The following is a 15,084-nucleotide window of genomic DNA, read 5'->3' on the forward strand; positions in this document are numbered from 1 at the left end:
CCGCGTCGGCGGACGCCCGCTCGGACGTCAGGACCGGAAACGGTCCCAGAGGAGGGGGAAGCGCTCCGCCAGGCCCTGGTCGTCGTCGAAGTCGAGGTAGCCGCCGAGCGGTTCACGGGGCGGCGCCGGCAGTGCCAGATCGGGCATCACCCCGCCGGTCATCTGCTCGTACGCCTCGTCGGCCGCGTAGCCCAGCTCCTCGGCGTCGCCGTCCACCGCCTCGTCGAAGTCGTCCAGCAGCTCGGCGAGCTGGTCCGGGTCGTGCAGCGCGCCCTCGAAGACCTCCCGGCCCTGGCCGATCAGCCAGCAGCGGAAGTAGTCGAAGGCGTCGTCGCTGGCGCCGCCCAGCAGGATCGTGGCCGCGGCCCACAGGTCCCAGGAGTACGCCCGGTTGTAGCGCGCCTCGAAGTGACGGGCGAAGTCCACGACGGCGTCCGGATCGAGCCCGAGCAGCCGCTCGACCAGCGCATCGGCCTGCTCTTCGGGGTCGCCCTCGGCCGCCTCGCGGGAACCGTCGATCAGTTCCCAGAACTCCGTCTCGTCCATCACCGCTCCAGCATCGGCCCTGGCGGGCCCCGCCGCATGCGGAGTACCCCGGATGCGACGGGGTCGTTATCCGGATCGGTGACGCGGTGTCCGCTGCGGTGACGGGATGTTCGGATCGGTGACGGAGTGTTCGGGCCGGCGCCCGCTCCGCGCCGCCCGGTGTGCCCTCGGGTGACCGCCCCAAGAATCACTCGTTGGAAGGCGTGCACCACCCACGACGGCATATCCGCCATTTTGCGAAGGGCTGTTCCAGGCCATGCCCATGGACGAACGTACCCGGGCCGATGTCGAACGGGCCGAGGCGGCCATCGTCGAGCACTATCCACGGCTCGTCCGCCTCGCCTACCTCGTCCTGCCCCCGTCGATGGGCCGCCACCGCCGGGTCCTGACCGCACACGCCCTGGTCCAGCGGGCACTGCCGCGGGCCCGGCTGCGGCGGCCGGACGGCGGGCTGCCGGCCCAGCGCGGCCCGGCGGCCGAGACCGGCTACGACCTGGTGCGGCTGCGGGCCCTGCGGCTGGCGCTGGCGTACGAGGGGCGGCCGGGCCGGGGGCTGCCGGTCCTGCCGCAGGTCTGGGGGCTGCGGCTGTTCCCGCGGGCCGGCGGCGCCGAGGAACTCGCCCTGGACCAGGCGCTGTCCGCCGTCCCCGCGTCGGTCCGCGCCACCCTCGGGCTGTGGCATCTGGAGGGCCTGGACGAGGAGGCCGCGCGCACCGTCCTCGAACAGGCCGGGGCGCCCGCACCGGACGCGGCGCAGCGGGCGGCCGAGCAGCTGGACCGGGAGACCGGGGCCGGCGCCGGGGTGATGCTGAACTCCGGGGAGTTCGACCCCTGCACGGTGCAGACCCGGCCGACGGATCTGCTGCGCCGCCGGCAGCGGTTGCGGGGGGTGGCCGCGCTGGTGGCCGTACTGGCCTTCGGCGCGGCGGCGGCCGGGGTGTGGCAGGGCGTGCGGGACCGGCCGGTGCGGGCCGAGACCGTCGCGGAGCAGGCGCTGGAACCGGCCCGGCTGGTGCGCACCCCCAACGACCAGTGGGCGGACACCTCCCGGGTGGACTTCACCGCCTGGCCCGTCCGCGGCCGGCAGGCCGGCGACCAGGAGTTGCTGGGGCGGGCCCTGCGGGTCTGGGCGGCGCCGCCCGCCGATGCCCGGATCACCGCGACCGCGGGCACCTCCACCCGGCCGCCGGACCATCCGCCGCAGCTGCTGTACGCGGGGCTGATCGACGCGGTGATGGTGGTGGTCTTCCACGACGGCGAGCGGCTGGTGCGCTACGCCGAGCCCGAAGACGCCACGCCCACCCTGCACTTCGCCCGGGTCGACGACGCGGACCTGACCACCGGCGCCGCGCTGGTGATCGGCCGCGGCAACGGCTGGATGCGCTATCTGCTCGCGCCCTGGATCTCCGAGGTCACCACCCGCGATCTGCTGGCGCCGGCCGCCCCGCCGCACGCGCTGCACGTCGCACCGGACGGGGTCACCGACCGGATCCTGGCCCCGCCCGCGCCGGGCAGCGGCTGCGGCCGCTGGCCGGTCGCCCGGTTCAGGCCCTCGACCCGGGTCGTGGAGAACGCCGGCCACGCCGACGACGCGACCTTCCTCCTGGCCGACCTCAACGACCTCGTGCCCGTGCATCTCGGATACGTGCCGCCGCCGTCGTCCGGTGGCACCCCGGGTGCCGGACCGCACGAGGCCACCGGCGCCGCGGCGCTGCAGAGCTGGGCCCGTACCGCCTGTTCGCTCGGGTCGCTGCGCGGCACCGGCGTACGGTCCGTCACCGACTGGGCGTTCGCCGAGCAACGCCTCCCGGAGGGCGCCGGCCGGGCGACCTGGGTGTGTACCCGCGCCGACACCTGGCGCGGGCCCGGGAGCGCGACGATTCAGTTCCTGCCGCCCGCCGTGCGCCCGACGGACCCGGGGCGGATCGCCGGGCGGGCCGCGAACACCGCCGCCTGCAGCCCCTTCGGGCCGCATGTGGTGGGTCAGGTCCGCTGGCGGGCGCCGTCCGGTCGGTCGTATCTGCTCGCGGCCGGCAGCCGGGAGGTCGGCGGCATCGACGCCACCGGCGGCGTACGGGCCACCGGCAACGAGAGCACACTGGCCGCCCCGGCCGCCCCGGACACCCCCGCAACGGTCACCGGACGGCTGCGGAACGGCGCGCCCGTGCGGGCGTTCGGCCCGTAAAGGGGGCGCTGGTAAGGGGCGGCCCCCCGGGGAGGGCGCCGCACGGAGCCATCGGGAATCCCGGCCGATTCCCGACAGGAGATGTCCGGTTTCGCTGTCAGGGTCGGTCGCCGTGGACGGATGCGAGGCACCTGACAGCGAGGAGTGGCGTACGTGACGAAAGAACTGGCGGGACGGGTGGCGCTGGTCGCCGGGGCGACCCGGGGCGCGGGCCGGGCGATGGCGGTCGAGCTGGGCCGGGCCGGGGCCCTGGTGTACGTGACGGGGCGGACGACGCGGGAGCGGGTCAGCGAGGTCGGACGGCCCACGGAGACCATCGAGGAGACCGCGGAGCTGGTCACCGCGGCGGGCGGCACCGGCATCGCCGTGCCGACCGACCATCTTGAACCGGAGCAGGTCAAGGCACTGGTCGAGCGGATCGACCGCGCGCAGGGACGGCTGGATGTGCTGGTCAACAGCCTCTGGGGCGGCGACCGGCTGATCGAGTTCGACACTCGGCTGTGGGACCTCGATCTGGCGGGCGGGCTGCGGATGCTCCGCCTGGGCATCGACTCCCACCTCATCACCGGCCATTACGCGCTGCCGCTGCTGATCCGGCGGCCCGGCGGGCTGGTCGTCGAGATCACCGACGGCACCGCCGACTTCAACCGCCGCTACCGCGACAACTTGTGCTTCGACCTGACCAAGAACGCTCCCCACCGCATCGCCTTCGGTCTCGCCGCCGAGCTCAGGGAACACGGCGGCACGGCGGTCTCGCTCACCCCCGGCTTCCTCCGGTCCGAGGCGATGCTGGACCACTTCGGGGTGACGGAGGAGACCTGGCGCGACGCGGTGGCCAAGGAGCCGCACTTCGCCATCGCCGAGTCGCCGGCCTTGATCGCCCGCGGCGTACGCGCGCTGGCCGCCGACCCGGACAAGGAACGCTGGAGCGGCTGCTCGCTCTCCAGCGGTCAGCTGGCGAAGGTGTACGGCTTCACCGACACCGACGGCTCCCGGCCCGACTGCTTCGGCTACTTCGACGAGGTGGTCTTCGGCGGCCGGGACGCGACGGCGGCCGACTACCGGTAGCAGCCGTCCGCGGCGGAACGGCCGCCCGGCCACGCATGCCGCCCGGCCACGCATGCCGCCCGGCCACGCATGCCGCCCGGCCAGGCATGCCCCCCGGCTACGCATACAGGGCGGCCGTCCGGCGGGCGGCCGCCGCCATGCGCGCACGCAGCTCGCCGGGCGCGAGTATCTCGCCCTCCGGGCCGAGCGACAGCAACTGGGCGTAGGCGACCTCGGCGGACTCCACGGCCAGGGTGACCGTCAGCCGCCCCTGCTCATCGGGGCCGTCCGCCGCCTGCGCCCGGGCTATCGCCTCGCGGGCCGCGGCGCGCTCGGTGACGTACGGCAGCTGGCGCACTCCGCGCGCGGAGAGCCGCAGCACCACCTCCTCGCGGAGGATCGACCGGGCGAACTGGGCCGCCCGCTCCGCCCAGAACGCGGGCAGGTCGAAGGACTCGTCCCGGCTGAACCGGCCGTCCGAGGCCTCGGTAGCCCCAGTAGCCCCGACAGCCGCGGCGCCCTCGTCGGCCGTCACGGCGGTGAACCGGTCGACCCGGTAGACGCGGTAGTCCCCGTCCACCCGCGCCGCCAGATACCAGACCCCCGCCTTCAGCACGAGGCCGTACGGCTCCAACTCCCGCTCCACCTCGGTGTCCTTGCGGAGGTAGCGGGCGGTGATCCGGCGGTCGTCCCAGACCGCATCGGCGATCGCGGGGAGCAGCTCGGGGGGCTCGGGCTCCTGATACCAGCCGGGTGCGTCGAGGTGGAAGCGCTGGGCGGCGCCCGACGCGGCGTCCCGCAGCTCGGGCCGCAGCGCGGCGGAGACCTTCAGCCGCGCGGCGGAGGCGGCGTCCGCGAGGCCCATCTCGCGGAGCGCCGTGGGCACTCCGGACAGGAACAGCGCCTCCGCCTCGCTGCGGCCGAGGCCGGTCAGCCGGGTGCGGTAGCCGCCTATGAGGCGGTAGCCGCCGGCCCGGCCGCGGTCCGCGTAGACCGGGACGCCGGCTTCGGAGAGCGAGAGGACGTCGCGGGCGACCGTACGCTCGGAGACCTCCAACTCGCGCGCCAGCTCGGCGGCCGTCATCGACGGCCGCGCCTGGAGCAGCAACACCATCTTGATCAGCCGGGCAGCACGCATGTCTTCATCATGCCGGGGACCACTGACAGCGGCCGGGGACGGCGGTGGCCGGGCCGGCCCGGCCGCCACGGCCACACCGCCACCCCGCCGGCAAAAAAGCCCGCCCGGCCGCGATCAGGGCGTGACCGGCCGGGCGGAGCGGGTTCCCGTGCGAAGGCCCCGGGCGCGGGATGGTGGCCTCCGCACGGGAGTTGGGGGTGCCCCGGAGGGCGGGCGGACCCGGTGCCGGGTCCGCCCATGGGTCACAGCCCGTAGCGCTCCCGGGCTTCCTTGACGGCCTCCGGCTTGACCTCGCCGCGGCGGGCGAGGGCGGCCAGCGCCTGGACGACCACCGACTGCGGGTCGACACCGAAGTGCCGGCGGGCCGCCTCGCGGGTGTCGGACAGGCCGAAGCCGTCGGTACCGATGGAGGTCCAGTCCTGCTCGACCCACGGCGCGATCTGGTCCGGAACCGCCCGCATCCAGTCGCTGACCGCGACGACCGGGCCGGGCGCACCGGCCAGCGCACGGGTGACGTACGGGATCCGGTCCTCGCCCTCCAGCCGGGCGGCGTCGCACTCCAGGGCGTCCCGGCGCAGCTCCGTCCAGGACGGCGCCGACCACACGTCGGCCGCCACGCCCCAGTCGTCGGCCAGCAGCTGCTGTGCCTCCAGGGCCCAGTGGATGGCGGTGCCGGACGCCAGCAGCTGCAGCTGCGGGCTGTCGGCCTCGGGCCGGGTGCCCTCGTTGAAGCGGTACAGGCCCTTGAGGATGCCCTCTTCGACGCCCTGCGGCATGGCCGGCTGGACCTTGGTCTCGTTGTAGACCGTCAGGTAGTAGAAGACGTCCTCGGCCTCGGGACCGTACATCCGGCGCAGGCCCTCCTTGACGATGACCGCCACCTCGTAGGCGAAGGCCGGGTCGTAGGAGAGCGCCGCCGGGTTGGTGGAGGCGATGAGGTGCGAGTGGCCGTCGGCGTGCTGGAGGCCCTCGCCGGTCATCGTGGTGCGGCCGGCGGTGGCGCCGATGACGAAGCCGCGGCCCAACTGGTCGGCCAGCGCCCAGAACTGGTCGGCGGTGCGCTGCCAGCCGAACATCGAGTAGAAGATGTAGAACGGGATCATCGGCTCGCCGTGCGTCGCGTAGGACGTCGCGGCGGCGGTGAAGTCGGCGAGTGAACCGGCCTCGGTGATGCCCTCGTTGAGGATCTGGCCGTCCTTGGCTTCCTTGTACCAGAGCAGCTGGTCGCGGTCGACCGGGTCGTACGTCGCGCCCCTGGGGGAGTAGAGGCCGGCGGTCGGGAAGAGCGACTCCATCCCGAAGGTGCGCGCCTCGTCGGGGACGATCGGCACCCAGCGCTTGCCGGTCTCCTTGTCCCGCATCAGGTCCTTGATCAGCCGGACGAACGCCATGGTGGTGGCGATCTCCTGGCTGCCGGAGCCCTTCTTCAGCGCGTCGAAGGCCTTGTCGGCGGGCATCGGCAGCGGCTTGTCGACGACCTTGCGGGCGGGCGCCGGGCCGTCGAGGGCGGCGCGCCGCTCGCGCAGGTAGACCATCTCGGGGGAGTCCTCGGCCGGGCGCCAGTACGGCACCAGGTCGCCCTCCAGCGCGCTGTCCGGGATGGGGAGTTCGAGCACGTCACGCATGGTGCGGAACTCCGCCATGGTGAGCTTCTTCATCTGGTGGTTGGCGTTGCGGGACTCGAAGCCCGCGCCGAGGGTGTAGCCCTTGACGGTCTGCGCCAGGATGACGGTCGGCGCGCCCTTGTGCTCGACGGCGGCCTTGTAGGCGGCGTAGACCTTGCGCGGCTCGTGGCCGGCCCGGGAGGTCTGGAACAGCTCCAGAAGCTTGGCGTCGGAGAGCGTGGCGGCGAGGGCCCGCAGGGACGCGTTCGCGCCGAAGAAGTGCTCGCGCAGGTAGGCGGCGTCGCGGGTGGCGTACGTCTGGAACTGCGCGTCGGGGGTCTCGCCCAGGCGGCGGATCAGCGCGCCGTCGGTGTCGCGCGCGAAGACCTCGTCCCAGGCCTGGCCCCACAGCGACTTGACGACGTTCCAGCCGGCCGCGCGGAACTGGGCCTCCAGCTCCTGCACGATCTTGAAGTTGGGGCGGACCGGGCCGTCGAGGCGCTGCAGGTTGCAGTTGATGACGAAGGTCAGGTTGTCCAGGCCCTCGCGGCCGGCCAGCGCCAGTGCGGCGGTCGACTCGGGCTCGTCCATCTCGCCGTCGCCCAGGAACGCCCAGACGTGGGAGTTGCTGGTGTCCTTGATGCCGCGGTGCTCCAGGTAGCGGTTGAAGCGCGCCTGGTAGATCGCGGAGAGCGGGCCCAGGCCCATGGAGACGGTGGGGAACTCCCACAGCCACGGCAGCCGCCGCGGGTGCGGGTAGGACGGCAGGCCCTCGCCGCCGGCCTCCTGGCGGAAGTGGTCGAGGTGGTCCTCGGTGAGGCGGCCTTCGAGGAAGGCGCGGGCGTAGACGCCGGGGGAGGCGTGGCCCTGGATGTAGAGCTGGTCGCCGCTGCCGTCGCCCTCCTTGCCGCGGAAGAAGTGCTGGAAGCCGGTCTCGTAGAGCCAGGCGGCGGAGGCGAAGGTGGCGATGTGGCCGCCGAGGCCCAGCTTGGAGCCGCGGGTGACCATCGCGGCGGCGTTCCAGCGGTTCCAGGCGGTGATCCGGGCCTCCATCGCCTCGTCGCCCGGGAATTCGGGCTCGGCGGAGGTCGGGATGGTGTTGACGTACTCCGTCTCCAGCAGCGACGGCAGGGCGGTGCCTTCGGTGCGCGCGGTGTGCTCCAGGGCACGGCGCATCAGATAGGCGGCGCGATGCGGGCCCGCTGCCTCGGTGACGGCGTCGAGCGACTCACGCCATTCGGCCGTCTCCTCGGGATCACGGTCCGGGAGCTGGTCGAGCTGGCTGTACGGCAGGCGCACGGGGTCGGGCATGGGTGGCCCCTTTCCGGACGGGAGGGAAGCTCGGGGTGTCGTCGTGGCCGGGTCCGCGTCCACAGGGCAGGACGGCGGGCCCTCGACGACACCCCCTACGAGTTCGGCAGGCAGGGTTGTCGCGCCCCGAGGAGGACGATACGCCTCTGATCGATGATCGATCAACGCTCAACGAAGGAAAAACCGCAGGTCGGCACGGGGTGCCGCATTTTTGGGCACCGCGTGCCAGTCGAATGGGCTCCGCTCGCCCCGTCCGAAAGGGGCCCGGTCACCCCGTCCGGGAGCGGTCCGGTCGCCCCGTCCGGGAGGCGTCCTGTCGCCCCCTCCGGGACGCCCCTCAGACCCGAGGTGCGCAGCTCAGCACGTGCGACTTGAGCAAGGCGCCGATCTTCGGGTCGCGCCGCCGGAAGGCATCCACGATCTCCTGGTGGTCCTGGGCGTGCGAGCGCGGCTCCGGGCTGAACCAGCGGATCGACAGCGTCGTCCAGACCTCGATGCCCAGCGACTCCCAGGTGTGCAGCAGCACGGAGTTGCCGGCCGCCCGCACGATCTCCCGGTGGAAGGCGACCGTGTGCCGCACCTGCGCCTCCCCGTCACCGGCCCGGTCCGCCTCGCGCAGCGCCGCCACCTCCCGCTCCAGCGCCGCGGTGTCCTCGGCCAGCCGGCCGGCGGCCAGCTCGGCGGCCACCTGCTCCAGCCCGGCCCGCACCGGATAGCTCTCCTTGAGGTCGTCCGCGGTCAGATTCCGCACCCGGACGCCCTTGTTCGGTGCCGACTCGATCAGCTGGAGCGACTCCAGCTCGCGCAGCGCCTCCCGTACGGGCGTCTGGCTGACCTCCAGCTCCACCGCGATCCGCCGCTCGACGATCCGCTCGCCCGGCTGCCAGCGGCCGCTGACGATCCCCTCGAGGATGTGCTCGCGGATCTGCTCGCGCAGCGAATGGACGACGGGCGGGGTCATGGGGTGCTCCTTCAGAGCGGGGGGTGACGAGGGGGCCATTATCCGTGACCGCGGTATGCACAAGGGCCGGCCCCGGTCCGTACGGATGTTGTACGGACCGGGGCCGGCCCCTGCTACACGACTACGAACTCAGAGACCGATCTCGGTCTCGAACTCGGCGGCCTCCAGGATCTGCTTGACCGTGGTCAGGTAGCGGGCGGCGTCGGCGCCGTCCACCAGACGGTGGTCGTAGGAGAGCGCGAGGTAGGTCATGTCGCGCACCGCGATGGTCTCGCCGAGGTCCGGGTGGTTGATGACCACCGGGCGCTTGACGGTGGCACCGATGCCCAGGATGCCGACCTGGTTCGGGGGCACGATGACGGTGTCGAACAGGGCGCCGCGCGAACCGGTGTTGCTGATGGTGAAGGTCGCACCGGACAGCTCGTCGGGCGTGATCTTGTTCGCGCGGACCTTGCCCGCCAGGTCCGCCGTCTTGCGGGCGATACCGGCGATGTTGAGGTCACCGGCGTCCTTGATGACCGGGGTCATCAGGCCCTTCTCCGCATCCACCGCGATACCGACGTTCTCGGTGTCGAAGTAGGTGATGGTGCCCTCGTCCTCGTTGATCCGGGCGTTGACGACCGGGTGGGCCTTCAGCGCCTGGACAGCGGCCTTGACGAAGAACGGCATCGGGGAGAGCTTGACGCCCTCACGCTGCGCGAAGGCGTCCTTGGCCTGGTTGCGCATCCGCATGATCTTGGTGATGTCCACCTCGACCACGGAGGTCAGCTGCGCCTGGCTGTGCAGGGCCTTCATCATGTTGTCGCCGATGACCTTGCGCATCCGCGGCATCTTGACGGTCTGACCGCGCAGCGGGGACGCCTCGATGGCCGGGGCCTTCGACGCGGCCGGAGCGGCGGCGGCAGCGGGCGCGGCGGCCTTGGCGGCCTCCGCGGCGGCGATCACGTCCTGCTTGCGGACGCGGCCACCGACACCGGTGCCCTTGACCGTGGCGAGGTCGACGCCGCTCTCCGCGGCGAGCTTGCGCACCAGCGGGGTGACGTACGCGCCCTCACCAGCGGCCGGGGCCGGGGTGGCGGGGGCGGCAGCCGGGGCGGGAGCCGGAGCCGGAGCGGCGGCCGGAGCCGGAGCAGCGGCCGGAGCCGGCGCGGGGGCCGGAGCCGGAGCGGCGGGCGCCGGGGCAGCAGCGGCCGGAGCCGGGGCCGGGGCCGGGGCGGGCTCCTCCGGAGCGGCGGCGGGGGCCGGGGCGGCCGGGGCCGGAGCGGCGGCCGGAGCCGCGCCCTTGGCACCGATGACGGCGAGCTTGGCGCCGACCTCGGCGGTCTCGTCCTCACCGACGACGATCTCCAGCAGGGTGCCGGAGGCCGGGGCGGGGATCTCGGTGTCGACCTTGTCGGTGGAGACCTCCAGCAGCGGCTCGTCGGCCGAGACCTCCTCGCCGACCTCCTTCAGCCAGCGGGTGACGGTGCCCTCGGTGACGCTCTCGCCGAGCGCGGGGAGGACGACGTCCGTGCCCTCGGCGCCGCCCGCGGGGGCAGCGGCGGGGGCGGGGGCCTCGGCGGCCGGGGCCGGGGTGGGCTCGGGCTGCGGCTGGGCGGCGGGCGCCTCAGCGGCGGCCGGAGCCGGGGCAGCGGCAGGTGCGCCGGTGCCGTCGTCGATGACGGCCAGCTCGGCGCCGACCTCCACGGTCTCGTCCTCGGCCACCTTGATGGCGGACAGGACACCAGCGGCCGGGGCCGGGATCTCGGTGTCGACCTTGTCGGTCGACACCTCGAGCAGCGGCTCGTCGACCTCGACGCGCTCGCCCTCGGCCTTCAGCCACCGGGTGACGGTGCCCTCGGTGACGCTCTCGCCGAGCGCCGGAAGGGTTACGGAAACCGCCATGGTTTCAGTTGCTCCTATCGAATGTGCGGATGTGGTCGCGCCCGGACTGTGATCAGTCGTGGGAGTGGAGAGGCTTGCCGGCGAGGGCCAGGTGGGCCTCGCCGAGGGCCTCGTTCTGCGTCGGGTGCGCGTGCACGAGCTGCGCAACCTCGGCCGGCAGGGCTTCCCAGTTGTAGATCAGCTGGGCTTCACCGACCTGCTCGCCCATACGGTCACCGACCATGTGGACGCCGACCACGGCACCGTCCTTGACCTGGACGAGCTTGATCTCGCCCGTGGTCTTGAGAATCTTGCTCTTGCCGTTGCCGGCAAGGTTGTACTTCAGCGCGACGACCTTGTCGGCGCCGTACAGCTCCTTGGCCTTGGCCTCGGTGATGCCCACCGAAGCGACCTCGGGGTGGCAGTACGTGACGCGCGGCACGCCGTCGTAGTCGATCGGCACGGTCTTCTGACCGGCCAGCCGCTCCGCCACCAGCATGCCCTCGGCGAAGCCGACGTGCGCGAGCTGGAGGGTGGGAACGAGGTCACCCACGGCCGAGATGGTCGGCACGTTGGTCTGCATGTACTCGTCGACGAGGACGTAGCCGCGGTCCATCGCGACGCCCTGCTCCTCGTAGCCCAGGCCCGCCGAGACCGGCCCGCGGCCGATCGCGACCAGCAGCACCTCGGCCTCGAAGGTCTTGCCGTCGGCGAGGGTGACCTTGACGCCGTCGGTGGTGTACTCGGCCTTGTCGAAGAAGGTGCCGAGGTTGAACTTGATGCCGCGCTTGCGGAAGGCCCGCTCCAGCAGCTTGGAGCTGTTCTCGTCCTCGACCGGGACGAGGTGCTTGAGGCCCTCGACGATGGTCACGTCGGTGCCGAAGGACTTCCACGCCGAGGCGAACTCGACGCCGATGACGCCGCCGCCCAGCACGATCGCGGACTTCGGCACGCGGTCCAGCGTCAGCGCGTGGTCCGAGGAGATGATGCGGTCGCCGTCGATCTCCAGGCCCGGCAGCGACTTCGGCACCGAGCCGGTCGCCAGCAGGACGTGGCGGCCCTGGACACGCTGGCCGTTCACGTCGACGGAGGTCGGGGAGGACAGCCGGCCCTCGCCCTCGATGTACGTCACCTTGCGGGAGGCGATCAGGCCCTGCAGGCCCTTGTACAGGCCCGAGATGACCTCGTCCTTGTACTTGTGGACCGCCTTGATGTCAATGCCCTCGAAAGTGGCCTTGACACCGAACTGCTCGCTCTCGCGAGCCTGGTCGGCGATCTCACCGGCGTGCAGCAGAGCCTTCGTGGGGATGCAGCCGTTGTGCAGGCAGGTACCGCCGACCTTGCCCTTCTCGATCAGGGCGACGTCCAGGCCCAGCTGCGCCCCGCGCAGAGCCGCGGCGTAACCACCGCTGCCGCCGCCGAGGATCACTAGGTCGAAAACGGTGCTGGCGTCGTTCGCCACGTCACGTCCTCCATGCATGGGTGCGCCGGAACCGGTCCTCGATGACCGGACCGCGGCTGTTGTTCGGCCGCTTTAACTTCGGCCCTGGGTAAGGGGGGCCCTGTCCTGCCGAGAACCCATCTTCGCACTTGTTCCGTGGAGCCGGGACGGCGGGCCGGGCTGTAAGACGGTGATCAACCGCCTCGTAGGGGTTACTGGTGCGTACAAATGGTGCAGTGGCGCAAAGCGCCGCCTGGGAAGGGCGGTGATGGCGGGCGTACGGATTTCGTCGAGGGCGAATGTGACCGAACACGCACCCAAGGCCCCGGGCGGGAGGCCCGGGGCCTTGGGGATGAAGCGGGCAAGAGGGCGGAAAAGCCCTCGTGGGAACGTCAGCCCAGGTCGCCCGCGGCGGTGCGCTCCGCCAGCCGGACCAGGGTGCGGACCGCGGATCCCGTGCCGCCCTTGGGGGTGTAGCCCCAGGGCGCGCCCTCGTGGAAGGCCGGGCCCGCGATGTCGAGGTGGGCCCAGGTGATGCCCTCGCCGACGAACTCCTTGAGGAAGAGGCCGGCGACCAGGCCGCCGCCCATCCGCTCACCCATGTTGGCGATGTCGGCGACCGGCGAGTCCATGCCCTTGCGCAGTTCGGACGGCATCGGCATCGGCCAGGACTGCTCGCCGACCTCCTCCGCGATCTCGTGGATCGAGGTGCGGAAGGCGTCGTCGTTGGCCATGACCGCGAAGGTGCGGTTGCCCAGGGCGAGCACCATGGCACCGGTCAGGGTGGCGACGTCCACGATCGCGTCCGGGGTCTCCTCCGAGGCGCGGGTCAGCGCGTCGGCCAGCACCAGCCGGCCCTCGGCGTCGGTGTTGAGCACCTCGACGGTCTTGCCGCTGTACATGGTCAGCACGTCGCCGGGGCGGGTGGCCGAGCCGGACGGCATGTTCTCGGCGAGCGCCAGCCAGCCGGTGACGTTCACCTTCAGGCCGAGGCGGGCGGCGGCCACGACCGCGGCGAACACGGCGGCCGCACCGCTCATGTCGCACTTCATGGTCTCGTTGTGGCCGGCCGGCTTGAGCGAGATGCCGCCCGAGTCGTAGGTGATGCCCTTGCCGACCAGCGCCAGGGTCTTGTCCGCCTTGGGGTGCGTGTGCGCGATCCGCACCAGCCGCGGCGGGGTCTCGGAGCCCTGGCCGACGCCCATCAGGCCGCCGTAGCCGCCCTTCTTGAGCGCCTTCTCGTCCAGCACCTCGACCTTGAGGCCGAACTCCTTGGCGGCGGCCTGGGCCTGGGCCGCGAAGGACTTCGGGTCGAGGTCGTTGGAGGGCGTGTTGATCAGATCGCGGGCGCGGTTGATCTCCTCGGCCAGCGCCACGGAGCGCTCGGCGGCCGCCTTGAACTCCTTGTCGCGCGGCTTCCCGCCGAGGATCGCGGCCTCGCCGAGCGGCGCCGACTTGGCGTCGTTCTGCTTGCCGCCCTTGGCGCTCGACCCGTTGCCGTTGCTGCGGTACGCGGTGAAGGCGTAGGCGCCGAGCAGCGCGCCCTCGCTCACCGCGGCGGCCGCCTCGGCGTCCTCGACGGGCAGCGCGAAGCCGGCCTTCTTGGTGCCGGACAGGGCGCGGGCGGCGCTGCCCGCGGCGCGCCGCAGCGCCTCGTTGTCGTAGCCGTCGCCCTTGGCCGGGGCGTCGCCCAGGCCGACCGCCAGCACGACCGGAGCCTTGAGGCCGTCGGCGGCGGGCAGCTTGGTCACCTCGCCCTCGGCACCACTCGCACCTAGGGTCTCCAGCACAGCGGCGAGCTTGCCGCCGAAGGCCTTGTCCACGGCCTCCGCGCCGGGGGCGACAACGACGCCCTTGGCGCCCTTGGCCACGCCGACGACGACGGCATCCGCACGCACCGTTGCGGCGGAAGAAGTACTGAGGGTCAGTGCAGTCACGGTGATAAGGGTCCTGTTCCGTCCGGGGAATCCGTCTGCGCGCAGCGCGCTGCTGCGGCCGAGCCTACGCTCGGCGGCGCCGCGGGACCCCGTCCACTGGCACACCGGCGATGACGGTCGCCCCGGAGGACGGTGCCGTGACGGGCCAACTGCGGTGAGTTCAGGGCGAGTTGGGAGATGTGTGCGGCCGTCAGCCCAGTGCCAGCGCCAGCAGCGCCGTGAGGCCGGCGCTCTCCGCGAGCGCCCCGAACACATCGCCGGTCACCCCGCCGAACCGCCGCCGGCAGTGCCGCAGCACCAGCTCGCCGAGCCCGAGGCCGGCCAGCGCCGCGAGGGCGGCGCGCAGCGCGCCGTACGGGCCGAACGCGGCGCCGGCCGCCGCACATCCGGCGGCCACCACCGCCGCGCACACCAGCGCCGCCCGCGCCGGAACCGTTCCCGCGACCGCCGCGCCCAGCCCCTCCGGACGGGCGGCCGGCACCCCCGCGCGGGAGGCGAGGGTCAGCGCGGTGCGCGCGGTCACCGCGGCGACCGCCGCCGCGGCCGCGCCGCGCGCCCAGCCCCCGGCGTACAGCCCGGACAGCGCGGCCACCTGTGCCAGCAGGGTGAACAGCAGCGTGAGGACCCCGAACGGGCCGATGTCGGACTGCTTCATGATGCGCAGGGCGTCCTCGGCGGACTTGCCGCTGCCCAGGCCGTCGGCGGTGTCGGCGAGCCCGTCCAGATGCAGTCCGCGGGTGAGCACCGCGGGCACCGCGGCGGTGCCGACCGCGGCCAGCAGCGGACTGCCGCCGAGCAGCAGCAGCGCACCGCCGACGGCGGCCGCGCACAGCCCGACGACCAGGCCGGCCAGCGGTGCGCAGAGCATCCCGCCGCGCGCCGCCGCCCGGTCCCAGCGGGTGACGTGCACCGGCAGTACGGTCAGCGTCCCGAACGCGAAGCGCAGGGCGTCGGAGGGGGACGGGGGAGCGGAGGTCTCGGTCACCGCGGCAGGCTATCCGGGCGCCGGCGGCGTTTGGCTGCCGGTCCCGGGCACCGGGAGGGGGCCTAA

General features: G+C 73.1%; 10 protein-coding genes. 2 read left to right on the forward strand and 8 right to left on the reverse strand.

All coding sequences use genetic code 11. The features are described from left to right. Nucleotides 1-27: 27 nt before the first annotated feature. Nucleotides 28-546 (reverse strand): DUF4240 domain-containing protein, encoded by a 519-nt coding sequence (locus tag CPH93_RS25345; RefSeq protein WP_093482808.1) that lies wholly within the window; start codon nt 544-546, stop codon nt 28-30. Nucleotides 547-808: 262 nt separating this feature from the next. Here CPH93_RS25345 and CPH93_RS25350 point away from each other — a divergent pair, with 262 nt between their 5' ends. Beyond that, entirely contained in the window at nt 809-2,731 is a 1,923-nt protein-coding gene (locus CPH93_RS25350; RefSeq protein ID WP_096214183.1) for a hypothetical protein, read from the forward strand. Nucleotides 2,732-2,884: 153 nt separating this feature from the next. Continuing rightward, the gene (locus CPH93_RS25355) at nt 2,885-3,799 is read left to right on the forward strand and encodes an SDR family oxidoreductase (protein WP_096214184.1); all 915 of its coding nucleotides are present in this window, start codon (nt 2,885-2,887) and stop codon (nt 3,797-3,799) included. A 97-nt stretch (nt 3,800-3,896) separates the two neighbouring features. Here CPH93_RS25355 and CPH93_RS25360 read toward each other — a convergent pair whose 3' ends face one another. From CPH93_RS25360 to CPH93_RS25390, 7 genes are all read right to left on the reverse strand, one after another. Next, on the reverse strand, nt 3,897-4,916 hold the full coding sequence (locus CPH93_RS25360; protein WP_096214185.1) for a helix-turn-helix transcriptional regulator: 1,020 nt from the start codon (nt 4,914-4,916) through the stop codon (nt 3,897-3,899). Between the two features lie 242 nt (nt 4,917-5,158). Continuing rightward, on the reverse strand, nt 5,159-7,831 hold the full coding sequence (aceE, locus tag CPH93_RS25365) for a pyruvate dehydrogenase (acetyl-transferring), homodimeric type (protein WP_096214186.1): 2,673 nt from the start codon (nt 7,829-7,831) through the stop codon (nt 5,159-5,161). A 337-nt stretch (nt 7,832-8,168) separates the two neighbouring features. Next, nucleotides 8,169-8,792, reverse strand: a complete 624-nt coding sequence (locus CPH93_RS25370; RefSeq protein WP_093482803.1) for a GntR family transcriptional regulator — start codon at nt 8,790-8,792, stop codon at nt 8,169-8,171. 129 nt (nt 8,793-8,921) lie between these two features. Then, nucleotides 8,922-10,676, reverse strand: coding sequence for a 2-oxoglutarate dehydrogenase, E2 component, dihydrolipoamide succinyltransferase (gene sucB, locus CPH93_RS25375; protein WP_096214187.1), 1,755 nt, complete (start codon nt 10,674-10,676; stop codon nt 8,922-8,924). Nucleotides 10,677-10,728: 52 nt separating this feature from the next. After that, entirely contained in the window at nt 10,729-12,117 is a 1,389-nt protein-coding gene (gene lpdA, locus CPH93_RS25380) for a dihydrolipoyl dehydrogenase (protein ID WP_093482801.1), read from the reverse strand. 371 nt (nt 12,118-12,488) lie between these two features. Further along, nucleotides 12,489-14,033, reverse strand: a complete 1,545-nt coding sequence (locus CPH93_RS25385; protein ID WP_096214188.1) for a leucyl aminopeptidase — start codon at nt 14,031-14,033, stop codon at nt 12,489-12,491. 190 nt (nt 14,034-14,223) lie between these two features. Beyond that, complete coding sequence (locus CPH93_RS25390) at nt 14,224-15,018, reverse strand: adenosylcobinamide-GDP ribazoletransferase (protein WP_096214189.1); 795 nt, start codon at nt 15,016-15,018, stop codon at nt 14,224-14,226. Nucleotides 15,019-15,084 lie beyond the last annotated feature (66 nt).

Source organism: Streptomyces sp. 2323.1 (assembly GCF_900221035.1).
GTDB classification, from domain to species: domain Bacteria; phylum Actinomycetota; class Actinomycetes; order Streptomycetales; family Streptomycetaceae; genus Streptomyces; species Streptomyces sioyaensis.

Excerpts from the sequence above, each read along its gene's own strand:
- CPH93_RS25345 (WP_093482808.1), bottom strand. The coding sequence starts at position 546 with ATGGACGAGACGGAGTTCTGGGAACTGATCGACGGTTCCCGCGAGGCG.
- CPH93_RS25350 (WP_096214183.1), top strand. The coding sequence starts at position 809 with ATGGACGAACGTACCCGGGCCGATGTCGAACGGGCCGAGGCGGCCATC.
- CPH93_RS25360 (WP_096214185.1), bottom strand. The coding sequence starts at position 4,916 with ATGCGTGCTGCCCGGCTGATCAAGATGGTGTTGCTGCTCCAGGCGCGG.
- aceE (WP_096214186.1), bottom strand. The coding sequence starts at position 7,831 with ATGCCCGACCCCGTGCGCCTGCCGTACAGCCAGCTCGACCAGCTCCCG.
- CPH93_RS25370 (WP_093482803.1), bottom strand. The coding sequence starts at position 8,792 with ATGACCCCGCCCGTCGTCCATTCGCTGCGCGAGCAGATCCGCGAGCAC.
- sucB (WP_096214187.1), bottom strand. The coding sequence starts at position 10,676 with ATGGCGGTTTCCGTAACCCTTCCGGCGCTCGGCGAGAGCGTCACCGAG.